Source organism: Streptomyces sp. NPDC051822, assembly GCF_044452745.1.
Lineage (GTDB): Bacteria > Actinomycetota > Actinomycetes > Streptomycetales > Streptomycetaceae > Streptomyces.
In genome coordinates this window covers 18,004-36,597 of record NZ_JBITBZ010000022.1, presented here as the reverse complement: position 1 = coordinate 36,597, position 18,594 = coordinate 18,004, and the positions used below count along the sequence as shown (strand labels likewise).

The window sequence follows — 18,594 nt, the reverse complement described above, 5'->3', positions numbered from 1 at the left end:
CCCGTCGAGCGCATGATGCGCGACGCCAAGATCACCCAGATCTACGAGGGCACCAACCAGGTCCAGCGCATCGTCATGGCCCGCAACCTCCCGTAGGCACGAAGAAGGGCGCCCCCTCGCGACGGGGGCGCCCATCTCGTGTCCCCACGAGGTCACCGGGACTCGACGGTGACTTTCTCGTCGTTCTGGATCTGCTGGACCAGCTGCTTCACCTTCGGCATGTCCCACTTGAGCGAGTTCTGCGGCGCCTTGCCCGAGATCGGGATGTTCATGGACTTGCCGTCGCCGCCGCTGATTCCCTTCATGGCGAAGAACATCTTCCCGAGGTCGTACAGCGACATGTCCTTGTCCACGATCAGCGTGTCCAGACCGGCACCCAGCGTCGGGTACAGCGCGAACGGGTTGAGGATCGTGCCCGGCGTCGCCGCCTGGTTGGCGAGCGCGGCGAGGAACTTCTGCTGGTTCTTCGTCCGCTGGAGGTCCGACTGGGCGAAGGCGTACCGGGTACGGACGAAGGCGAGGGCCTGCTCGCCGTTGAGGGTCTGCTCACCGGCCTGGAAGTCGGCGCCGGACTTCTTGTCCTTGAAGCCCTTCTCGATGTTCAGCTCGACACCACCCAGCGCGTCCACGATGTTCGCGAAGCCGGCGAAGCCGATCTCCGCGTAGTGGTCGATGCGCAGACCGGTGTTGAACTCGACGGTCCGCACGAGCAGCTCGGGGCCGTCCATCGCGTACGCCGCGTTCAGCTTGGCGCCGCCACGGGCCGCGTACTGCTTGCCCGACTCGGAGCCGACGAAGCTCGGGATCGTCACCCAGGAGTCACGGGGGAGCGAGACCATCGTGTTCCCGCTGGAGCAGGCCGCGAGGATCATCATGGAGTCGGTCCGCTTGCCCGCGGCGGAGCCGGTGTGGAGCTTCTTCTTCTCCTCGGCGGACATGCCCTCGCGGCTGTCGGAGCCGACGATCAGGTACGTCGTGCAGTCGCCCTCCGACGGCCGCTCGATGACCTTGGAGAGGTCGACCTCGTTGCGCATCTGGGAGCTCGCCCAGGCGTAGGTGCCGATGCCCCAGGCGAGGACGCCGACGACGAGGACGATCGAGCCGACCTTGATCCGCCTGCGCCAGTTCGGCGCGGGACGGCCGGGACCGCCGGCGCCGGGGCCCGGCGAGTACTGCGGCGGGACGGTGCCGTTCCCGCCGCCCTGCGGGCCGCCGTAGACCTGGCCGGAGCTGTAACCGGAGTCGTACCCCTGGCCCTGGGCCTGTGTGAAGTTCGGGTTGTAGCCCTGGTCGTGCCGAGGCGGCTGCTGCGGAACCTGCGGGCGCTGCACATGGCTCATCCGGCGAGGACCCTCGGGGTGGGGGTTCGCGTTGCCACGGCCGTAGCCGCCGTCTTCGGGCCAGTCATTCATGCGGACCAGTGTGCCGGTCAGGGCTTTACGGGCGACAGGCCGGGTGGAACATCGGACCGGTGCTGTTGCCAAGCTGATGCAAAGCGGACCGAACGGCGACCCCGACAGGACCCGGCATATGGTGGAGGGCATGACAGATCAGGGCGATATCCCGGGCAAGCCCACCTCCGCCTCCCGCACCACCCTCAGCCACATCATGACCAGCCACGACACCAACCTGCTCGGTACGGTGCACGGCGGCGTGATCATGAAGCTGGTGGACGACGCGGCGGGCGCCGTCGCGGGCCGGCACTCGGGCGGTCCCGCGGTCACCGCCTCGATGGACGAGATGGTGTTCCTCGAGCCGGTACGGGTCGGGGACCTGCTGCACGTGAAGGCCCAGGTCAACTGGACCGGCCGGTCCTCCATGGAGGTCGGCGTCCGGGTCATGGCCGAGCGCTGGAACGAGTCGACGCCCGCCACCCAGGTCGGCTCCGCCTACCTGGTCTTCGCCGCCGTCGACGCGGACGGCAAGCCGCGCCGGGTCCCGCAGGTCGTCCCGGAGACGGAACAGGACAAGCGCCGCCACCAGGAAGCCCAGATCCGCCGCACCCACCGCCTCTCCCGCCGCCAGGCCATCAAGGAACTGAGGGAACGCCGCGCGGCCGAGGGCTACGAGGACTGACCGTGCCCCCCGTTGTGGGCATACGTTCCGCCGGGGCGGAACGGGTGGGCACAACGCCGACAGCGCCTCAGCGGCGCCAGAGCCTCCCGCTTGAACCCCCGCCCCACTGCGACGGTCACGCGCCGGGCGCCGGGCCCTGGACCCGTCAAGGGTCCTAAGGGCAAACCACCCGGTCCCCGGTCACCGCCTCGAACGGCCCCGACCGCCCCGCGTCCTCCGCCCGTACCGCCCGCACCCCCTTGTAGTCCGCCCCGACCGTCACCCGCAGGGTCCCGCCCCGTCCCGCCACCGCCTTCAGCTCCGCCCCCGGCAGCGCCGCCGCGAGGGTCTTCGCCGAGCGGTCCCAGCGCGGGTCGTACTCCACGACCGTCCGGGCCCGTTCCTTGCCGGCCGCGGTCGCCGGCGTACGGGTGGTGTCGAAGCCGGTCCCGCGCAGCGCGTCGTCGACCTTCCGGCCGAGCCCGTCCGTCCGGGTCCCGTTGTAGACCTGCACCCGCACCGTGCGCGGTGCCACGTCCACCACGATGTCCTTGGGCGCCTTCTCCGACGAGCCGGACGAGCCGGACGAGCCGGGCTTCACCGGGGTCAGCGGCCGGTCCTCCCGCAGCGCCTGGAAAAGCTTCTGCGCCTTCGACGCGTCCCACTTCACCGTCGAGCCGATCCCCTTCACCGGGAAGCTCATGTCCCCGATCGGCACGGACACGAACTCCGACGACGCAGGGGTGAAGCCGCGCATCGCCTTGGCGAGGGCGAACAGCTGGTCCGTACCGAAGTCCTCGTCGGCCCGGACCGAGCCCAGCATGGTCGTGGCCACCTCACGGAACCGCACCGGGTTGAGCAGCACCCCGCCGCTGGTCGTCCGCTCGATGAGGGCGGCGAGGAAACGCTGCTGCCGCTGCATCCGGCCGATGTCGGCGGCCCCGTCGATGTGCCGGGACCGCACGTACTGGAGGGCCTGCCCGCCGTCGAGCTCATGGGTGCCGGCCGGCAGGTCGAGCCCGCTGTACGCGTCCTTCACGGCCCGGGTCGTACAGATCTGCACCCCGCCGACCGCGTCCACGGTCCGCATGAAGCTGGTGAAGTCGACCTCCAGATAGTGGTCGATCTTGACGCCGGTCATCGACTCGACGGTCCGCACGGTCAGCCCCGGCCCGCCCTCGGCGTACGCCGCGTTCAGCTTCACCGGATGCGCCTGGTGCTTCCTCCCGCTGGTGAGGTCGGTGTGTTCGGGCATCTCCGCGTACGAGTCCCGGGGCAGGCTGACGACGCTCGCCCGTTCCCGGTCCTCGGAGATGTGCACGAGCATCACGGTGTCGGTGCAGTGGCAGGGCGCCCCGCCCAGCTTGTACTTCGCCTTCTCCTCCGGGGTGATGCGGTCCCGGCCGTCGGTGCCGACGACGAGGATGTTCATCCCGTGCCCGGCCTGCGGCCGGTTCTTCATGTCCTTGAAGGGGTCGACCCGGGTGATCCCGGTGTCGAGACCGGTCACCACGGCGTGCCCGATGCCGCCGGCCGCGAGCACCGCCACGGAGAGCGCCGTCGCCATCCGCATCCCCCACCGGGGGCGCCGCCTCGGCCGACGGACCGGCACGCGACGGGCGGCGGGCCGGGGACGGGGCGTGCGGGGCGGTGTGGGCACGGACGGACACCTCCGCGGGTGTGACAAAGGGAACCGTGAGCACGGTAGGCCCATACGATCAGCGCAAGGGTGCGCCACCCGTGCGGCGCGCACCGCTGTCCCCCATTCGCGGTAACGTGGCCGACCGTGAACGCCATGCCCCCCGTCTCCGTGATCATGCCGGTCCTCAACGAGGAGCGGTACCTGCGCACCTCGGTTCGCCACATCCTGGAGCAGGAATACGACGGCGAGATGGAGGTGGTGATCGCGCTCGGCCCGTCCACGGACCGCACCGACGAGATCGCCGCCGAACTCGTACGAGAATCCGCGTCGGATTCACGAGCCAGCGTCAGGACCGTGCCGAACCCCACCGGCCGCACGCCCGCCGCCCTCAACGCGGCGATCAAGGCCTCGCGCCACCCGATCGTGGTGCGCGTCGACGGCCACGGCATGCTCTCGCCGAACTACATCTCCACCGCCGTCCGGCTCCTGGAGGAGACCGGCGCGCAGAACGTCGGCGGTGTCATGCACGCCGAGGGCGAGAACGCCTGGGAGGACGCGGTCGCCGCCGCGATGACCTCGAAGATCGGCGTCGGCAACGCCGCCTTCCACACGGGCGGCGAGGCGGGCCCGGCGGAGACCGTGTACCTGGGTGTCTTCCGCCGCGAGGCGCTCGAACAGCAGGGCGGCTACAACGTGGAGTTCATCCGCGCCCAGGACTGGGAGCTGAACTTCCGCATCCGCGAGGCCGGCGGCCTGATCTGGTTCTCGCCCGAGCTGCGCGTCCAGTACCGCCCGAGGCCCTCCGTGAAGGCCCTCGCCAAGCAGTACAAGGACTACGGCCGCTGGCGCCATGTGGTGGCCCGCTACCACCAGGGCTCCATCAACCTCCGCTACCTGGCCCCGCCGGTCGCCGTCTGCGCCATCGCCGCCGGTCTGGTCGTGGGCGCCGCCCTGACCCCGCTCGGCTTCGTCATCCCGGCCGGCTACCTCGCCGCGATCACGGCGGGCTCGGTCCCGGCGGGCAAGGGCCTCCCGCTCAAGGCCCGCCTCCAGATCCCGGTGGCCCTGGCGACGATGCACATGTCGTGGGGGTACGGCTTCCTGACGAGCCCCCGCTCCCTCGCGAGGAAGGTCATCGCGAGCCGCCGCCCGGCGGTGAAGACGGGCGAGACCGAGACGGTCTGACCGCCCCGACGCACGAGACGCCGATGGCCGGGTCCCTCAGGGGCCCGGCCATCGGCGGTGTCCGAGGAGCGTCAGCTCTTCCCGTCCCACTTGTAGACCGAGTAGACGTCCATGCAGTCCGCCTTGTCGTCGGCGCCCTCGGGCAGGTCGCCCGCGACGGCCGTCGGCTTCTTGTACGCGCCGCCTTCGCGCCAGTCGGCGCCGACGACGAGGGTGATGCCGCCGGTGTCGTCCGCGGCGGCCCGTGCGGCCGAGTCGGGCAGCCCGAGCGCCTTGGCCACGGAGAGGGCGTTCGCCTTGCCCTGGTCGCCGTCGGCCTTGGGATAGGTGACCACGGTGTCCTTGCGGCCCCCGCCGTCCTTGGAGGCGTCGGCCTGGGTGAAGCCCTTGCCCTTGAGGATCTCGGCCAGGTCTCCCGCCCGGCCCTCGACGGCCGGTTCTCCGCCGCCGTCGGTGCCGTTGACGACGGTCACGACGAAGGAGCCGGGGGCCTCGGCCGGCGTCTTCGGCTTCGTGGAGGGCTTGGGCTTCGTCGTCTTCGCGCCGGACTTGTCGCCGTTCTTGTCGAAGGCGACGTCGTCCCGGAGCATCGCCCACATCTTGTCGGCGGCGGAGGACCTCAGCTGGAGCCACGCCTTGGGGTTCGGCGGGTACGGGTCGGTCAGGACCGTCGCCGTCGTCAGGCGTTCGAGCTTCACGTTCTTGAGCTGCATCGACAGGTCGAAGAGCTTCTTCACGGTCTTCAGGCCGTCGGAGACCTGAAGGGCGTTCGTGGCGGTCTCGGCGAGACCCATCAACCGGCCGGTGTCGGTCCAGGCGTTCTGGCCCTGGAGCTTCTTCATCATGCCGTTCATGTACATGTGCTGGGCCTTGGCACGGTTCTGGTCGCTGCCGAACGCGTGCCGGGTGCGCAGCCACTGGAGCGCCTGCTCGCCCTTCACGTCGGTGGTCCCCGCCCGCAGCTTCAGGCCGGAGCCGCCCTTCACCGTCGGGGTCGACTTGTCGTGCACACCCGTCTTCACGCAGACGGGGACGCCGCCGACCTCGTCGGCCATGGCCACGACTCCGGCGAAGTCGACCATCAGCCAGTGGTCGATGTAGACCCCGGTGAGGCTCTCCCAGGTGGTCAGCGTGCAGCCGGGACCGCCGCGCTGCAGCGACTCGTTGATCGGCCGGTTCGTGGTGGCGGCGTAGGGCGTGCCGTCCTCGCCCTTGCACTCCGGGATCGGGACGACGGTGTCGCGCGGAATGGAGATGATCGAGGCGTTCTCCCGGTCCGCCGAGACGTGCAGCAGCATCTGCACGTCGGCGAGCGGCTTGCGGTCCTTGTCGTTGCGGCCGCCGCCGAGGGCGATGTTCTTCTCGTCCTGGCGGCTGTCGGAGCCGATCAGGAGGATGTTGAGCGGGGTGTCCCCGAGCGCGTTCGGCGGGGCCTTCTTCACGCCGCTCTCGCCGCCCGCGCGCCCGCCGCTGCGGATGTTGCCGTTGAGGTGCTCGTAGTACAGGTATCCGGCGCCGGCCGTGCCGAGTATCAGCAGCGACAGGGTGATCGCCACCCAGCGCAGCACCTTGCGCTTGCCGGTCTTCTTGGCGCGCTTGCGCGCGGCGGCGCGGCCACCCGCACCCGTACCGCCACCGGCGTTCCCGCGCCGGCGCGAGGCGCGGGTCGACGCGGGCGCGTCGCCCTGCGCCGCCTTCTCCTCGGGAGCGTCGTCCCCGGCGCCGGTGGCTTCCCCGGCGCCGTACAGGTCGTCGTCCCAGCCCAGTTCTCGGGCGCGTGGCACGCGTCGCCGCGTCCCCTCCCCACGCACGCTGTTCTGTCCCACCCCAGGTCCCCTCGTCAGTCAGGAGCGTGCCAAGCCCCGGTGTTTCCGGGTCACTTGGCGCACACCTGCTTGTCTGCTTCTACCTGACCCACGTCCGGCGCCTTCGTCGGAGCGGCCATGGAAATCCCTGCGCCCTTGAAGTCGGCGCCGAGGACGAGCGTCATGGGCTCGCGCTCCCCGGCGTCCTGCGTGCCCGGCTTGAGGGCCGTGGCGGCCAGACCCATCATGTCCGCGAGCTTGCGGGCCTGATCGGCCTGGTTCGGTGCGTACGTGAGCGTGGTCTTCGCCGCCTTCTCGGGGGCGTTGCTCTTGTTGGTGGAGCGGCTCACGCCCTGCTCGTTCTGCAGCCAGACGATGGTCGACTGGGCCGCGCCCGTGATGCCGCTGCCGTTGTAGACGTCGACGCGCACGTCGGCGGCCTCGGCGCGCGGCCCCTGCAGCAGCTTCGCCAGGGCCTGCGCCTTGGCGTCCTTGGCGTCCTGGGTCTTCTTCTTCACCTCGGTGAGCGAGACGTCGGACTGCAGTGCGGAGAAGAGCTGCGGTGCCTGCGTCGGGTGCGGCACCACGGTGATCGGCTTGGGCTCGGCCGGGTTGTCGATGACCGGGAGGGTCGCGAACGAGATGTTCTTCGTGTCGATCCCGGACAGCTCCTTGGCCAGGTCCTGGAGCTTGGAGAGGGACCCTATGCCCTTGTCGACGGTGAGCGCGTTCGTCGCCGCCTCCGCCAGGTCGTACAGCTTCGTCGGGCTGGTGAGCGTCTCGTCCGACTTCATCTGCCGGATCATCGAGCCCAGGAACTGCTGCTGGATCTTGATCCGGTCCAGGTCGCTCTTGTTGCCGAAGCTGGACCGCGTACGGACGAAGGCGAGGGCCTGCTCCCCTTCGATGACCGACTCGCCTGCCGGCAGCTTCAGATGCGACTTGGGGTCGTCCACCGCCTTCTCGACGCAGACCTTCACGCCGCCGACGGCCGAGGTCAGCTCCTTCACGGCGTTGAAGTCGACCATCATGAAGTGGTCGACGGTCAGGCCGGTCAGCTCCTTGACCGTGCGCATGGTGCAGCCGGGGTCGCGTCCGTCCTGGCCGAGGCTCACGTTGAAGCGGGCCTGCCGCTGGCCGGGGATCGTCAGGATCGACCCGTCGGGCTGCCTCGACTGGCACTCGGGGATCGTCGTCATCAGGTCGCGCGGGATGGAGACCGCGGTCGCGTTCGTGCGGTCCTTGGCGACGTGGAAGAGGATCGTGGTGTCCGCGTGACCGGGGCTGTTCTTGTCGCCGTAGCCCGCGTTGCCCGCACCGGTCCGCTTGTCGGTGCCGATGATCAGGACGTTGAAGGCCTCGCCCTTGCGGAAGCCCTTGCTCTCGAGGCCGACGGGGTCGACGACGTCGATGTTGCCGTCGAGCTTGTTGTAGAGCAGATACGCGCCCGTCGCGCCGCCCACGAGGACGAACGCCATCGTGCCGCCGGTCCACAGCAGGACCTTCTTCTTGCGGGACGCGCCCTGCTTGCGCTTGCGGCGGCTCGCGGGCGGCTGCTGTCCTCCGCCGTCGCGCTCGTCGACCCGGCGACGGCGCTGGCCGGGTACGGGTGCCTCGACGGGGGTGTCGGCGGGGGCGGCGGCGGGAACGGTGGATCTACGGGGCCTCGACGGGGTCCGCGGCTGTGACTGCCCAGCGGAGTGGTCCAGTCGCAGTTCGTAGTTGCCGGTCTGCGGGTTGAGCACCCACTGGTCGGCGGGGTCGATCTCTTCCGCCCGTCCACGGCTGTGCGCGTCCACGGTTACTCGAGTCCTCCGTCGGTGCCACGCGAGGCGCCTCCCCCACAGGGCGCCGCTCTCTCGGTCGTTCGATCCTTGGTGAGTGCGACCACGCGGTCGGGGTGCACCGGATCGCGTCACACTATCCGCCCAGTTCAGCGTGGGGCGACGTGCGTGACAAATTCCACGCCCCTTACAACCGGGCAATTTGCTCAAACCTCATCGCTCCCAGCCCTCCCCTTGGTGTGCCCTTTACCCGCCCTCCCCGACGGCACCTTCTAGGAGCACACTCCCTCCGCCGCGTTCCGCCCGGTGAAGGTCGGCGTCGCGGAGGGCGTCGGGAGGCCGGCGTCGTCGGGGCTGTCCGGCTTGCCGTCCGCGCCGCCGCCCCGCCCGTCGTCGCCCCTCTCGCCGGCGTCGTCCTTCTCGCCCGGAGTCACGACGACGGGCCTGTCCTCCCGTAGCTGCTTGAAGAGTTGACTCGCCGCCGGCTGTACCAGTTCGTCCCGGTTCGCGTCGTATCGGTAGGAGCGGCGCGGGACAGTGAGGAACTGCACCTTCTCGGTGGGGACCGCCCGCATCGACCGTGCCAGGTCGTACAGGTCCCGCAGCGAGTCGAGCCCCTGGTCGGTCGTGATCGCCTTGGTGGCCGCGTCCAGGACCGGATAGAGCTTGGTCGGGTTCAGCAGCACCCCGTTGCTCTGCACCTTGTTGACGAGCGCGCCGAGGAACTGCTGCTGGCGGTCCATGCGTTCCGTGTCGCTGCCGTTGCCGATCGACTTCCGGGCCCGTACGAACCCGAGCGCCTGCTCCCCGTGGAGCGTCTGGCGTCCCGCGGGCAGCTTCAGCTTCGCGTCGGGGTCGTCCACGGGCTCCTTGAGGCAGACCTCCACACCGTCGACGGCGTCCACCATCTTCTTGAAGCCCTGGAAGTCGATCACCATGTGGTGGTCCACCCGGATCCCGGTCAGCTTCTCGACGGTACGGATCGTGCACGCCGTACCGCCGAACTCGAAGGCCCAGTTGAACTGGGCGAACTGCTCGCGGGTGCGGCTCCCGTCGGCCTTGCGGCAGCTCGGGATCGTCACCATCAGGTCGCGGGGGAGGGAGACGGCGGTCGCGCTCGCCTTCCCCGCCGACAGGTGCAGCAGGATCGTGGTGTCGGACCGCTGGGTGCCCTTGTCCCTGCCGTACTCGCGGTTGCCCTCGCCGGCCCGGGTGTCCGAACCGATGAGCAGGATGTTCCGGGCGGCCGAGACGACCGCGGCCGGCCGCTCCTTCTCGTACTTCTGGAGCTCGGCGGCGGCCGTGGTGTCCGTGGTGATGTTGCCGTCGAGCTTCCGGTAGAACCACCAGCCGGCCCCGGCGGCGGCCAGCACGACGACCGAGACGCCGAGCGCCGTCCACCGCAGCCAGTGGCGGCGTCGGCGCGGCTCCTCCGGAGCGTCGGTCGCCGTGTCCTCCGCCTGCGGGGGATCCGGTTCGGCGGGCGTGCCCGCACGGTCCGTCACGTCTGAGTCCGTCCTTCATGGCGTCGGCGGCGCGCCGGGCGGCCGCCGGTCGTAGAAGGAGACGGCCGAACCCGACGCATGGTTGTGCGGAAGGAGTCGACTCCCCCCGGGCCGATCATGTACCGGACGGCGGGCTCGGACCCGGGGACTCGGCGCGGCCCTACGCCGAATGGGGCACTCAGCGGGGCGGGGGGCTGATGCCGGGGGTCTCGTCCGGCCGCCGGGCCGGCGTGGAGAGCCCTTGCCGACGCGTGGGCGGACGGGTGTGTTCGTCCGGGCGGCTCAGAGCGCCCTGTGGGTCACCCGCTCGCTCTCCACCCGCTTGGCGAGGGACTCGGGCGCGAGCCGCTCCAGGTTCCGGCAGAGGACCACCGAGCCGCCGGCCGCGAGGGGCGCGTACAGACCGGCCGAGAGCCCCTTCCAGTCCCCGTGGCCGAGCCCGGAGAGCAGCCGGGCGCCGGGGGTGAGACCGAGCGCCTCCGCGTCCGCGCGGGCCCGCTCGACGAGCTGTGCGCCGCTGTGTTCCGTACCGTCGACGACGAGGGCGGGAGCGTCCGGATCGACCGGTACGAACGGGGCGAACCGGTCGCCCTGGCTCGGCACCTCGACCGCGTAGTCCGCGTATCCGGCGGGCACGGCCGGGAAGCGGCGGCCCAGCGGGGCCAGGGAGAGCGCGATCCGCTCCCCGGAACAGGCGAGGCCCGCTTCAAGCGTGTCGGGGCCCGCGACCACGAGGTCCGCGTCCGCCGGGTCGCCGCCGATCTCGACGGTCACGCCGACGGAGGAGCAGGCGAGCAGCCAGACGGCTGTCTGCCAGTGCGCGGGCAGCAGCAGCGCGAGGCGGTCGCCGGGGGCGGCGGACAGCTCGCCCTGGAGCAGGTTCGCCGTCTTGGCCACCCAATTGGCGAAGGTGGCGACGGACAATTCCACCCGTTCACCGGTGGCGTCGTCGTAGAAGGTGACCAAGGGGCGGGCGGGGTCCGCGGCGAGCGCGGATCGCAGCAGGTCGGCGGGGGTGCGGTCGCTGGCGTTCACGCCGGACAGCGTACGCGGGCGGCCGTGTGGGGGTCCGCCGTACCGGTGACACCGTCCACCGGTCGGACCGACACCAGGCCGGTTTCCGGGCCGTGTTCCGCCGCGCGGAACGGCCCCCGACTACGCACGATCGGCCCATGCGTGCCTCACTCGCCTCCTCGATCGCCGTCACCTGCGCGGCGGTCATCGCCCTGCCGGTCCCCCTCGCCGCGCCCGCGGCGGCCGAGGTGCCCCCGGCGCTCGGACTGCCACCGGCGGCCTCCGCACTCCCACCGGCGCTCTCCGCGCTGCCACCCGGCCCCGAACTCCCCGGCGCCACCCAGTCCCTGCCGCTCGCGCCGCTCGGCGGTACGGACCGGGCCCTGGGCGGCGGCGCGGACGGTACGGACGCGCAGGGGCTCACCCGACGCGACGTCAGGCCCTTCTCGCTCGTCGGCGTCGTCTGGGACGACCCGGCGGCCGCCCTGCACGGCGCCGTGCAGGTCCGCACCCGCGCCACCGGCGGCGACGTCTGGTCGCCGTGGCAGGACGTGGAGACCCACAACGACGAACACGGCGCCGACCCGGAGACCGCGGAGGGCACGGGACGGGCCCTCAAGGGCTCCACGGCCCCGCTGTGGGTGGGCGACTCGGACGGCGTGGAGATCCGCGTACGAGGGGAGGAACCGCTCCCCGAAGGCCTGCGCCTGGAACTGGTCGACCCGGGCGAGGACCCGGCCGCGGCCGCGCCCGTGACCCGTACCGCCGCGGCGCCCGGCCCGCAGGCCGGCCTGAACGCGGCGGAGGCGGCGGTCAGCGCGGTCAACGCCCAGCTCGCCGCGTACGGCGCGACGTGGATCCCGGCCCTGGTGAAGGCGGCGACCGAGTTCACGTTCCCCTATCTGCCCCGCGTGCAGGAGGCCGAGTTCCCGCTGGCCCAGGCGCACACCCCGGCCCGGCCCGAGACCCAGGAGCAGGCCGCGGTGGTGGAGCCGGCCGTGGCGGCGGCCCCGGCGAAGCCGTACATCGGCCCCCGTCCCAAGATCATCACGCGCAAGGGCTGGGGCGCCGACGAGAAGATCCGCGAGAAGGGCTTCGTCTACACGAAGAGCATCAAGGCGGCCTTCGTCCACCACAGCGCGACCGGCAACAACTACACCTGCCGCCAGGCCCCCTCCGTCCTGCGCAGTATCTACCGCTACCACGTCAAGAGCAGCGGATGGCGTGACTTCGGCTACAACTTCGCCGTCGACAAGTGCGGAAACATCTACGAAGGCCGGGCCGGGGGAGTGGCCAAGCCCGTCCTCGGCGCGCACACCCTCGGGTTCAACACCAACAGCATGGGCATCGCCGTCCTCGGCACCTTCAGCAAGAGCGCCCCTCCGGCCGCCGCCGTGACCGCCGTCGCCCGTCTGACGGCCTGGAAACTCGGGCTGCACGGAGTGAATCCGAAGGGAACGTCGTACCTCGTCTCCGGAGGCGGAAACCGGTACAAGAAGGGCAGCAGGGTCCGGTTCAACGCCATCTCCGGACACCGTGACGGATTCGCCACGGAGTGCCCCGGAGTGCGGCTGTACGGCAAGCTCGGAACCGCCCGCACGAGCTCGGCGAAGTACCAGGGAAGGCGCTGATGGGGTCATCGGGGCAACCATCTGCCTAAACTGACCGGTCATATCGCACGGACGACCGAGACGGGCGAGCTGACCGGCCCCGAACAGGAAGCAGAGACGACAAGGTGACAGAAGCGATCCTCCTGGTCGGTGGCAAGGGAACACGGCTGCGACCCCTCACGGTCAACACGCCGAAACCCATGGTCCCGGCAGCGGGCGTCCCCTTCCTGACGCATCAGCTGGCCCGCGCCCGCGCCGCCGGCGTCGAGCACATCGTGCTCGCCACCTCCTACCTGGCCGAGGTCTTCGAGCCGCACTTCGGAGACGGTTCCGCACTCGGCCTGAGCCTGGAGTACGTCACCGAGGAGGAGCCGCTCGGCACCGGCGGCGCGATACGCAACGTGGCCTCCAGGCTGCACTCGGGACCCGACGACCCGGTCCTCATCTTCAACGGCGACATCCTCACGGGCCTCGACATCGGCGCCCTCGTCGCCACCCACTCCTCCTCGGGCGCGGACGTCTCCCTCCACCTCACGCGGGTGGAGGACCCGAGAGCCTTCGGCCTGGTCCCCACCGACGGGACGGGCCGGGTGACGGCCTTCCTGGAGAAGCCCCAGACCCCCGAAGAGATCGTCACCGACCAGATCAACGCGGGCGCGTACGTCTTCCGCCGCTCGGTCATCGACCGGATCCCCGCCGGCCGCCCGGTCTCCGTCGAGCGCGAGACCTTCCCGGAACTCCTGTCCTCCGGAGCGCACCTCCAGGGCATGGTCGACTCGACGTACTGGCTGGACCTCGGCACCCCGCAGGCCTTCGTCCGCGGCTCCGCCGACCTGGTCCTCGGCCGCGCCCCGTCCCCGGCCGTCCCTGGCCGCTGCGGCGACCGCCTGGTCCTGCCGACGGCACGCGTCGCCCCGGACGCCAAGCTGACCGGCGGCACGGTCGTCGGCGCGGACGCGGTGGTCGGCGAGGGCGCCCGCATCACGGGCTCCACGCTCCTGGCCGGCGCGGTCGTCGAACCGGGCGCGGTGATCACCGACTCCCTGATAGGCGCGGGCGCCCGCATCGGCGCCCGTACGGTCCTGACGGGCGCGGTCGTCGGCGACGGGGCCCACGTGGGCGCCGACAACGAACTCCGCGAGGGCGTCCGCGTCTGGTGCGACGCCACCCTCCCCCCGGCCACGGTCCGCTTCTCCTCGGACCAGTAGCCCCAGCGGGCGGGCGCGTGGCGATGGCGGGCCGGCACGTCGCCCCGCTACACCCCCGCCCGCCCCGCTGAGCCCGCACGGTTGTGCCCCCACCCACACACGTTGCGCCCTGCCGACCCCCGTTGCGCCCACGTTGTGGGCATACCTTCCGCAGGGGCGATGGGGGTCCCCCCTGCTCGAGCTAGGTCGAGAGCTTGGGGGAGGGTGGGCACAACGCCCCTAGGGCGGCGCCCGAGACCTGTTCGCTCACCCGTAGGACCCAGGACGGTTCCGCACCGCTGTCCCGCACGAGAACCGTCCCGCACCCGCCAGGGCCCCGCGTAGGCTCATAGCCATGGCCGGCCGCTTCACACCCCCCACCACCCCCACCCGCACCACCGTGCGCGGCGGAGAGCTCCCCCGAACCCACGCCCTGGAAGAGGACGGGCCGGCCGACCTCGACCTGGGCCTCACCCTCGGCCCCCTCCGCCGCGGCCCCGCCGACCCCACCTTCCGCACCACCCCCGACGGCTCCGTCTGGCGGGCCAGCCGCACCCCCGACGGCCCCGGAACCCTCCGTATCCGCATCCGCGAGGGACGGCCCGCGGCCGAGGCCTGGGGCCCGGGAGCGACCTGGCTCCTGGACCGCCTCCCCGCGCTGCTCGGCGCCGAGGACGACCCGGCCGCCTTCGTCCCCCGCCACAAGCTGCTCCTGGCGAGCCACCGCCGCCGCCCCGGCCTCCGCCTCACCCGCACCGGCCTGGTCCTGGAGTCGCTGATCCCGTCGGTCCTGGAGCAGAAGGTCACCACGACGGAGGCGTACGGCTCCTGGCGCGTCCTCGTACGGAAGTACGGCGAGCCCGCCCCCGGCCCCGCCCCCGACGGCATGTACGCGATGCCCGACGCCCGCACCTGGACACGGATCCCGTCCTGGGAGTGGCACCGCGCGAACGTCGACGGCAAGCGCTCGGCCACGATCGTCCGCGCCGCCCAGGTCGCCGCCCGTCTGGAGGAGGCCGCGCACATGGACCCGCCGGCGGCCCGCAAGCGCCTGGAACTGGTCCCCGGCATCGGCCCCTGGACGAGCGCCGAAACGATCCAGCGCAGCAACGGCGCCCCCGACGAGGTCACCACCGGCGACCTCCACCTCCCCGGGATCGTCGGCTGGGCCCTCGCCGGCGACCGTACGACCGACGACGAGGCGATGCTGGACCTGCTGGCCCCCTACGCGGGCCAACGCCACCGCGCGGCCCGCCTGATCCTCCTCAGCGGCCGCGTCCCGCCCCGCAGGGCACCCCGCATGACGCCGAACGACATCAGGGCGCTGTAGGGGGCGCGGAGTCCGTCACCGCACGGTGACGAACTCCGAGGCCGACCGCGCGGCCCGCTCCTTCGGCGCCGCCGCCGGATGCCCGATCGCCACCGCGCCCATCGGGTCCCAGCCCTCCGGCAGCCCGAGGACCTCCCGTACGACGTCCCGGCAGAACATCGTCGAGGACACCCACGCCGAGCCGAGACGCTCACCCGCGAGCGCCACCAGGAAGTTCTGCACGCCCGCGCCCGCCGCCACCACGAACATCTCGCGCTCGGCCGCGTCCCTGCGCGGGTCGCCGTAGTGGTGGGAGCCGTCCATGACGAGGCAGGGCACCGCCAGATAGGGCGCGTTCCGCAGCACGTCCCCGCGCCGCACGCGCTTGGCCACCGACTCCTCGGACTTCCCGTCCCGCCGCAGGTCCGCGATCCACGCGTCCCGCATCGCGTCGAGCAGCCGCACCCGCGACGCCGCCGACTCCAGGAGCACGAACCGCCACGGCGTGGTGTGGTGCGGGGCCGGAGCCGTCACGGCCGCGGCCACCGCGCGCCGTACCGCGCCCGGGTCGACGGGATCGTCGGTGAACTCCCGTACGGTCCGCCGCAGCGTCACCGCCTCGCGCACGGCCTCGGACGTGCCGAGCCGGAACATGTCGTCGGCCGCGCCGCGCACCAGCGCCCGCGCCCCCGGCTCCCCGTCCCCGGCGACCACGTGCGGCAGGCCCCGGACGACGGCGACCGGAAGACCGGCCGCCTTGCCCTTCACCAGGTCACCGGCGGCGGCCAGTTCGTCGGCGGTGGCGACCACGGTCGCGCTCAGCGGGTTGCCGTACGCGTCGGTCCCGCCCCGCATGTCGTCGAGAACCCGCACGCCGGCCGCCCCGATGGCCACGTCGGTGAGCCCGCTGCGCCAGGGCCGGCCGAAGGTGTCCGTGACGACGACGCCCACGTCGACGCCGAGCGCCTCACGCAGCCCCGAACGGATGCGCCGGGCCGAGGCGTCGGGGTCCTCGGGCAGCAACAGCACCGTCCCGGCGGGGGTGTTGGACGCGTCGACGCCGGCGGCGGCCATGACGAGCCCCTGCCGGTTCTCGACGATCCGCAGGACGCCGCGCCGCGCCACCACCCGTACCGTCTCGGCGTCGATGGCCTCCTCGCGGTCGTCGGCGGCGATCACCCGCCCCTCGGCCTTGCTCACGATCTTGGACGTGACGAGGAGGACGTCCCCGTCGGCGAGCTCCGGCGAGACGGAGGCGATCAGCTTGGCCAGATCGTCCCCGGCCGCGACCTCGGGCAGCCCGGTCAGCGCCCAGACCCGGTACGAAGGAGCCGCGGCGGTCGCCCCGGGACCTTCCGCGCGAGGTGCGGGAGTCATCCCCGGACCTCCTCGGCGAGGGCCAGCGCCTCCCGGGCCATCGCGGCGGTCGCCTCGACGTCGGTCATCATCAGCGGGACCGCCCGGCAGCGGATGCCCGACGCCTCGACCTCCGCGACCGCACCCGCGTCCACGGTGTCGACGAGCCAGCCGTCGATCAGCTCGGAACCGTAGTTCCGGGCGACCGCCGCGGCCGTGGACTCCACGCCCACCGCCGCGAGCACCTTGTCGGCCATGCCGCGCACCGGCGCGTCACCGACGATGGGGGAGAGGCCCACGACGGGCGCGCCGGCCGCGACGATCGCCTCACGGATGCCGGGCACGGCGAGGATCGTGCCGACGCTCACCACGGGGTTGGACGGCGGGAAGAGGATCACGTCCGCCTCGGCGACGGCCTCCAGGACGCCCGGCGCGGGCTTCGCGGCCTCCGCGCCGACCGGCACGATCGCCTTGGCGTCCACCGAGGCCCGCAGCTTCACCCAGTACTCCTGGAAGTGCACCGCGCGCTGCTCGCCGTCGACCTCGATCGCCACATGCGTCTCGACGCGGTCGTCGGACATGGGGATCAGGCGTACGCCGGGCTGCCAGCGGGCGCACAGCGCCTCGGTGACGGCGCTCAGCGGGTAGCCCGCGCCGAGCATCTGCGTACGGACGATGTGGGTGGCGAAGTCCCGGTCGCCGAGGCCGAACCACTCGGGTCCGACCCCGTACGCCGCGAGCTCCTCCTTGACGGCGAAGGACTCGTCCGCACGGCCCCAGCCCTGCTCCTCGTCGATGCCACCGCCGAGGGTGTACATCACCGTGTCCAGGTCGGGGCAGACCTTCAGCCCGAAGAGATGGATGTCGTCACCGGTGTTGCCGATGACCGTGATCTCCGCGTCCGGCGCGGCCTCCTTGAGGCCGCGAAGGAAACGGGCACCACCGATGCCGCCGGCCAGAACCACAATGCGCATGCACAGCAGTCTCTCAGGAGCTGATCAGCCCCGGTGCCGCCGGGGCGCACTGCGCCTGGAGCGATTCGTGCATCGGCATCTCGGTGAGACCGGGGAAGTAGACGTGCAGACTGACCGCCGGTTCGAGGGAGTCGTTGACGACCTCGTGGACGTACCCCGGCGCGAAGACGCGCTGCGCGCCTCCGCCGAGCGTCCGCACGCCCCGCTCCGTACGCTCCGTCAGTTCGCCGTCGAGGACGGTCAGTACGCCGGAGGAGACGCCGTGGTCGTGGAGCCCGCTGCCCTGGCCGGGTACCCAGGAGAGCAGCCAGACCTCGTAGCCGGGGCCGGTGCGCAGGCGGTGGTACCAGCGGGTGGTGGCGTCGTACTCGACGTACGGGGCCCATTGGGCGCGGTCGTCGGCGATCGAGCGCGCGAGGCCGGCGAACTCGGCCACGGTGACCGGGTGGGCGCGCTCGGGCTGGAGGAGGTGGGGGACCTCGAGGATGTCGCCGGCGATCTGAAGGTCGCTGTCCATGTTCATGGGTGGGGTGGTTCCTCAGCAGAAACAGAAGCGGTGGGGGTCACGAAGAAGAGGTGACGCGAGTGACGCAGGGTGACGCTGGGGGAAGGAGTCGATGCGCTACGGCATCAACAGCTGGAGCTCTGCGGCATCAACAGCTGGGACAACAACAGCAACAGCGCGCCTGGACAGCGCGGCGGAACCCACGGCTGTGGGTCGCGGAGAGCGCTGCGGTCGCTGGCATGCCACCAAAGGTGGCCGTAACGGCACCCGACTGTCAACTCAATGACCGATTTGGGGGTAATGTTTCACCTCATCCGGTTACGGCGCCCGGAGAAAGGTTTGCTCAGGCGGGGACCAGGACAGATGGCGCTTCAACCGCGCCCGCAAACGTGATCCGGGTCGCTTCCCTGGCTCGATCGCAACAAGATCGAAGTCTCGGACGTCCTCCCTTACGGGGGCACGCGATGCACCCAGGCCGGTGGCATGTGTCACGTTTTTTGGTTATTTGAACACTTTCCGCATACGCTTGGTTCCGCAGAGTGAATACCGGGCCCAATAGCAGATCTCGGCTTGACTCGCGCAGAGCACGAACTTGTAATTTCACTCGTGTCGTTCGGCCGGGTTCGCAACGGCTACATCACGGGGACGCACAGAACAGACGAG

At 71.5% G+C, this 18,594-nt stretch carries 15 protein-coding genes; 6 read left to right on the top strand and 9 right to left on the bottom strand.

The genetic code is table 11. From position 1 onward, the window contains the following. A partial coding sequence (locus ACIA8N_RS36105; RefSeq protein WP_157849844.1) for an acyl-CoA dehydrogenase family protein occupies positions 1-96 on the top strand: 96 nt, incomplete at its 5' end. 56 nt (positions 97-152) lie between these two features. Here the strand turns inward: ACIA8N_RS36105 and ACIA8N_RS36100 are convergent. Beyond that, positions 153-1,412: an LCP family protein gene (locus ACIA8N_RS36100; RefSeq protein ID WP_365787087.1), complete on the bottom strand. Its 1,260-nt coding sequence runs from the start codon at positions 1,410-1,412 to the stop codon at positions 153-155. A 130-nt stretch (positions 1,413-1,542) separates the two neighbouring features. Between ACIA8N_RS36100 and ACIA8N_RS36095 the strand changes: the two genes are divergently transcribed. Beyond that, positions 1,543-2,076 carry an acyl-CoA thioesterase gene (locus tag ACIA8N_RS36095; RefSeq protein ID WP_245685144.1) on the top strand — a complete coding sequence of 178 codons (534 nt, stop codon included), beginning with the start codon at positions 1,543-1,545 and terminating at the stop codon, positions 2,074-2,076. A 154-nt stretch (positions 2,077-2,230) separates the two neighbouring features. Here the strand turns inward: ACIA8N_RS36095 and ACIA8N_RS36090 are convergent, their stop codons facing one another. Continuing rightward, positions 2,231-3,628 (bottom strand): LCP family protein, encoded by a 1,398-nt coding sequence (locus ACIA8N_RS36090; RefSeq protein ID WP_365787085.1) that lies wholly within the window; start codon positions 3,626-3,628, stop codon positions 2,231-2,233. Positions 3,629-3,850: 222 nt separating this feature from the next. On the opposite strand from ACIA8N_RS36090, the gene ACIA8N_RS36085 reads away from it, so the two are divergent. Then, positions 3,851-4,882, top strand: coding sequence for a glycosyltransferase family 2 protein (locus tag ACIA8N_RS36085; protein ID WP_399416888.1), 1,032 nt, complete (start codon positions 3,851-3,853; stop codon positions 4,880-4,882). Positions 4,883-4,953: 71 nt separating this feature from the next. On the opposite strand, the gene ACIA8N_RS36080 is transcribed toward ACIA8N_RS36085, so the two are convergent. The 4 genes from ACIA8N_RS36080 to ACIA8N_RS36065 all read right to left on the bottom strand — a co-directional run bounded on the left by ACIA8N_RS36080 (position 4,954) and on the right by ACIA8N_RS36065 (position 11,011). Beyond that, positions 4,954-6,708 carry an LCP family protein gene (locus ACIA8N_RS36080; protein ID WP_399416887.1) on the bottom strand — a complete coding sequence of 585 codons (1,755 nt, stop codon included), beginning with the start codon at positions 6,706-6,708 and terminating at the stop codon, positions 4,954-4,956. A gap of 50 nt (positions 6,709-6,758) precedes the next feature. After that, the gene (locus tag ACIA8N_RS36075) at positions 6,759-8,486 is read right to left on the bottom strand and encodes an LCP family protein (RefSeq protein ID WP_365787081.1); all 1,728 of its coding nucleotides are present in this window, start codon (positions 8,484-8,486) and stop codon (positions 6,759-6,761) included. Positions 8,487-8,743: 257 nt separating this feature from the next. Continuing rightward, entirely contained in the window at positions 8,744-9,976 is a 1,233-nt protein-coding gene (locus ACIA8N_RS36070) for an LCP family protein (RefSeq protein WP_365787079.1), read from the bottom strand. 282 nt (positions 9,977-10,258) lie between these two features. Continuing rightward, a complete protein-coding gene (locus tag ACIA8N_RS36065) occupies positions 10,259-11,011 on the bottom strand; it encodes a TIGR03089 family protein (protein WP_365787077.1) in 753 nt (250 codons plus the stop codon). Between the two features lie 137 nt (positions 11,012-11,148). On the opposite strand from ACIA8N_RS36065, the gene ACIA8N_RS36060 reads away from it, so the two are divergent. From ACIA8N_RS36060 to ACIA8N_RS36050, 3 genes are all read left to right on the top strand, one after another. Further along, positions 11,149-12,621 (top strand): N-acetylmuramoyl-L-alanine amidase, encoded by a 1,473-nt coding sequence (locus ACIA8N_RS36060; RefSeq protein WP_365787075.1) that lies wholly within the window; start codon positions 11,149-11,151, stop codon positions 12,619-12,621. A gap of 104 nt (positions 12,622-12,725) precedes the next feature. After that, entirely contained in the window at positions 12,726-13,808 is a 1,083-nt protein-coding gene (locus tag ACIA8N_RS36055; protein ID WP_365787073.1) for an NDP-sugar synthase, read from the top strand. A gap of 334 nt (positions 13,809-14,142) precedes the next feature. Then, entirely contained in the window at positions 14,143-15,117 is a 975-nt protein-coding gene (locus tag ACIA8N_RS36050; protein ID WP_365787071.1) for a DNA-3-methyladenine glycosylase 2 family protein, read from the top strand. 15 nt (positions 15,118-15,132) lie between these two features. Here the strand turns inward: ACIA8N_RS36050 and ACIA8N_RS36045 are convergent, their stop codons facing one another. Genes ACIA8N_RS36045 through ACIA8N_RS36035 form a run of 3 tightly spaced genes read right to left on the bottom strand, consistent with a single transcriptional unit; the run spans position 15,133 to position 17,949 of the window. Then, positions 15,133-16,473, bottom strand: coding sequence for a coenzyme F420-0:L-glutamate ligase (locus tag ACIA8N_RS36045; protein ID WP_365787069.1), 1,341 nt, complete (start codon positions 16,471-16,473; stop codon positions 15,133-15,135). Further along, positions 16,470-17,426, bottom strand: a complete 957-nt coding sequence (cofD, locus tag ACIA8N_RS36040; RefSeq protein ID WP_365787067.1) for a 2-phospho-L-lactate transferase — start codon at positions 17,424-17,426, stop codon at positions 16,470-16,472. Before cofD ends, ACIA8N_RS36045 begins: the two co-directional genes overlap by 4 nt. A 13-nt stretch (positions 17,427-17,439) precedes the next feature. Continuing rightward, positions 17,440-17,949, bottom strand: coding sequence for a cysteine dioxygenase family protein (locus tag ACIA8N_RS36035; protein ID WP_365787065.1), 510 nt, complete (start codon positions 17,947-17,949; stop codon positions 17,440-17,442). Between the last annotated feature and the right edge of the window lie 645 nt (positions 17,950-18,594).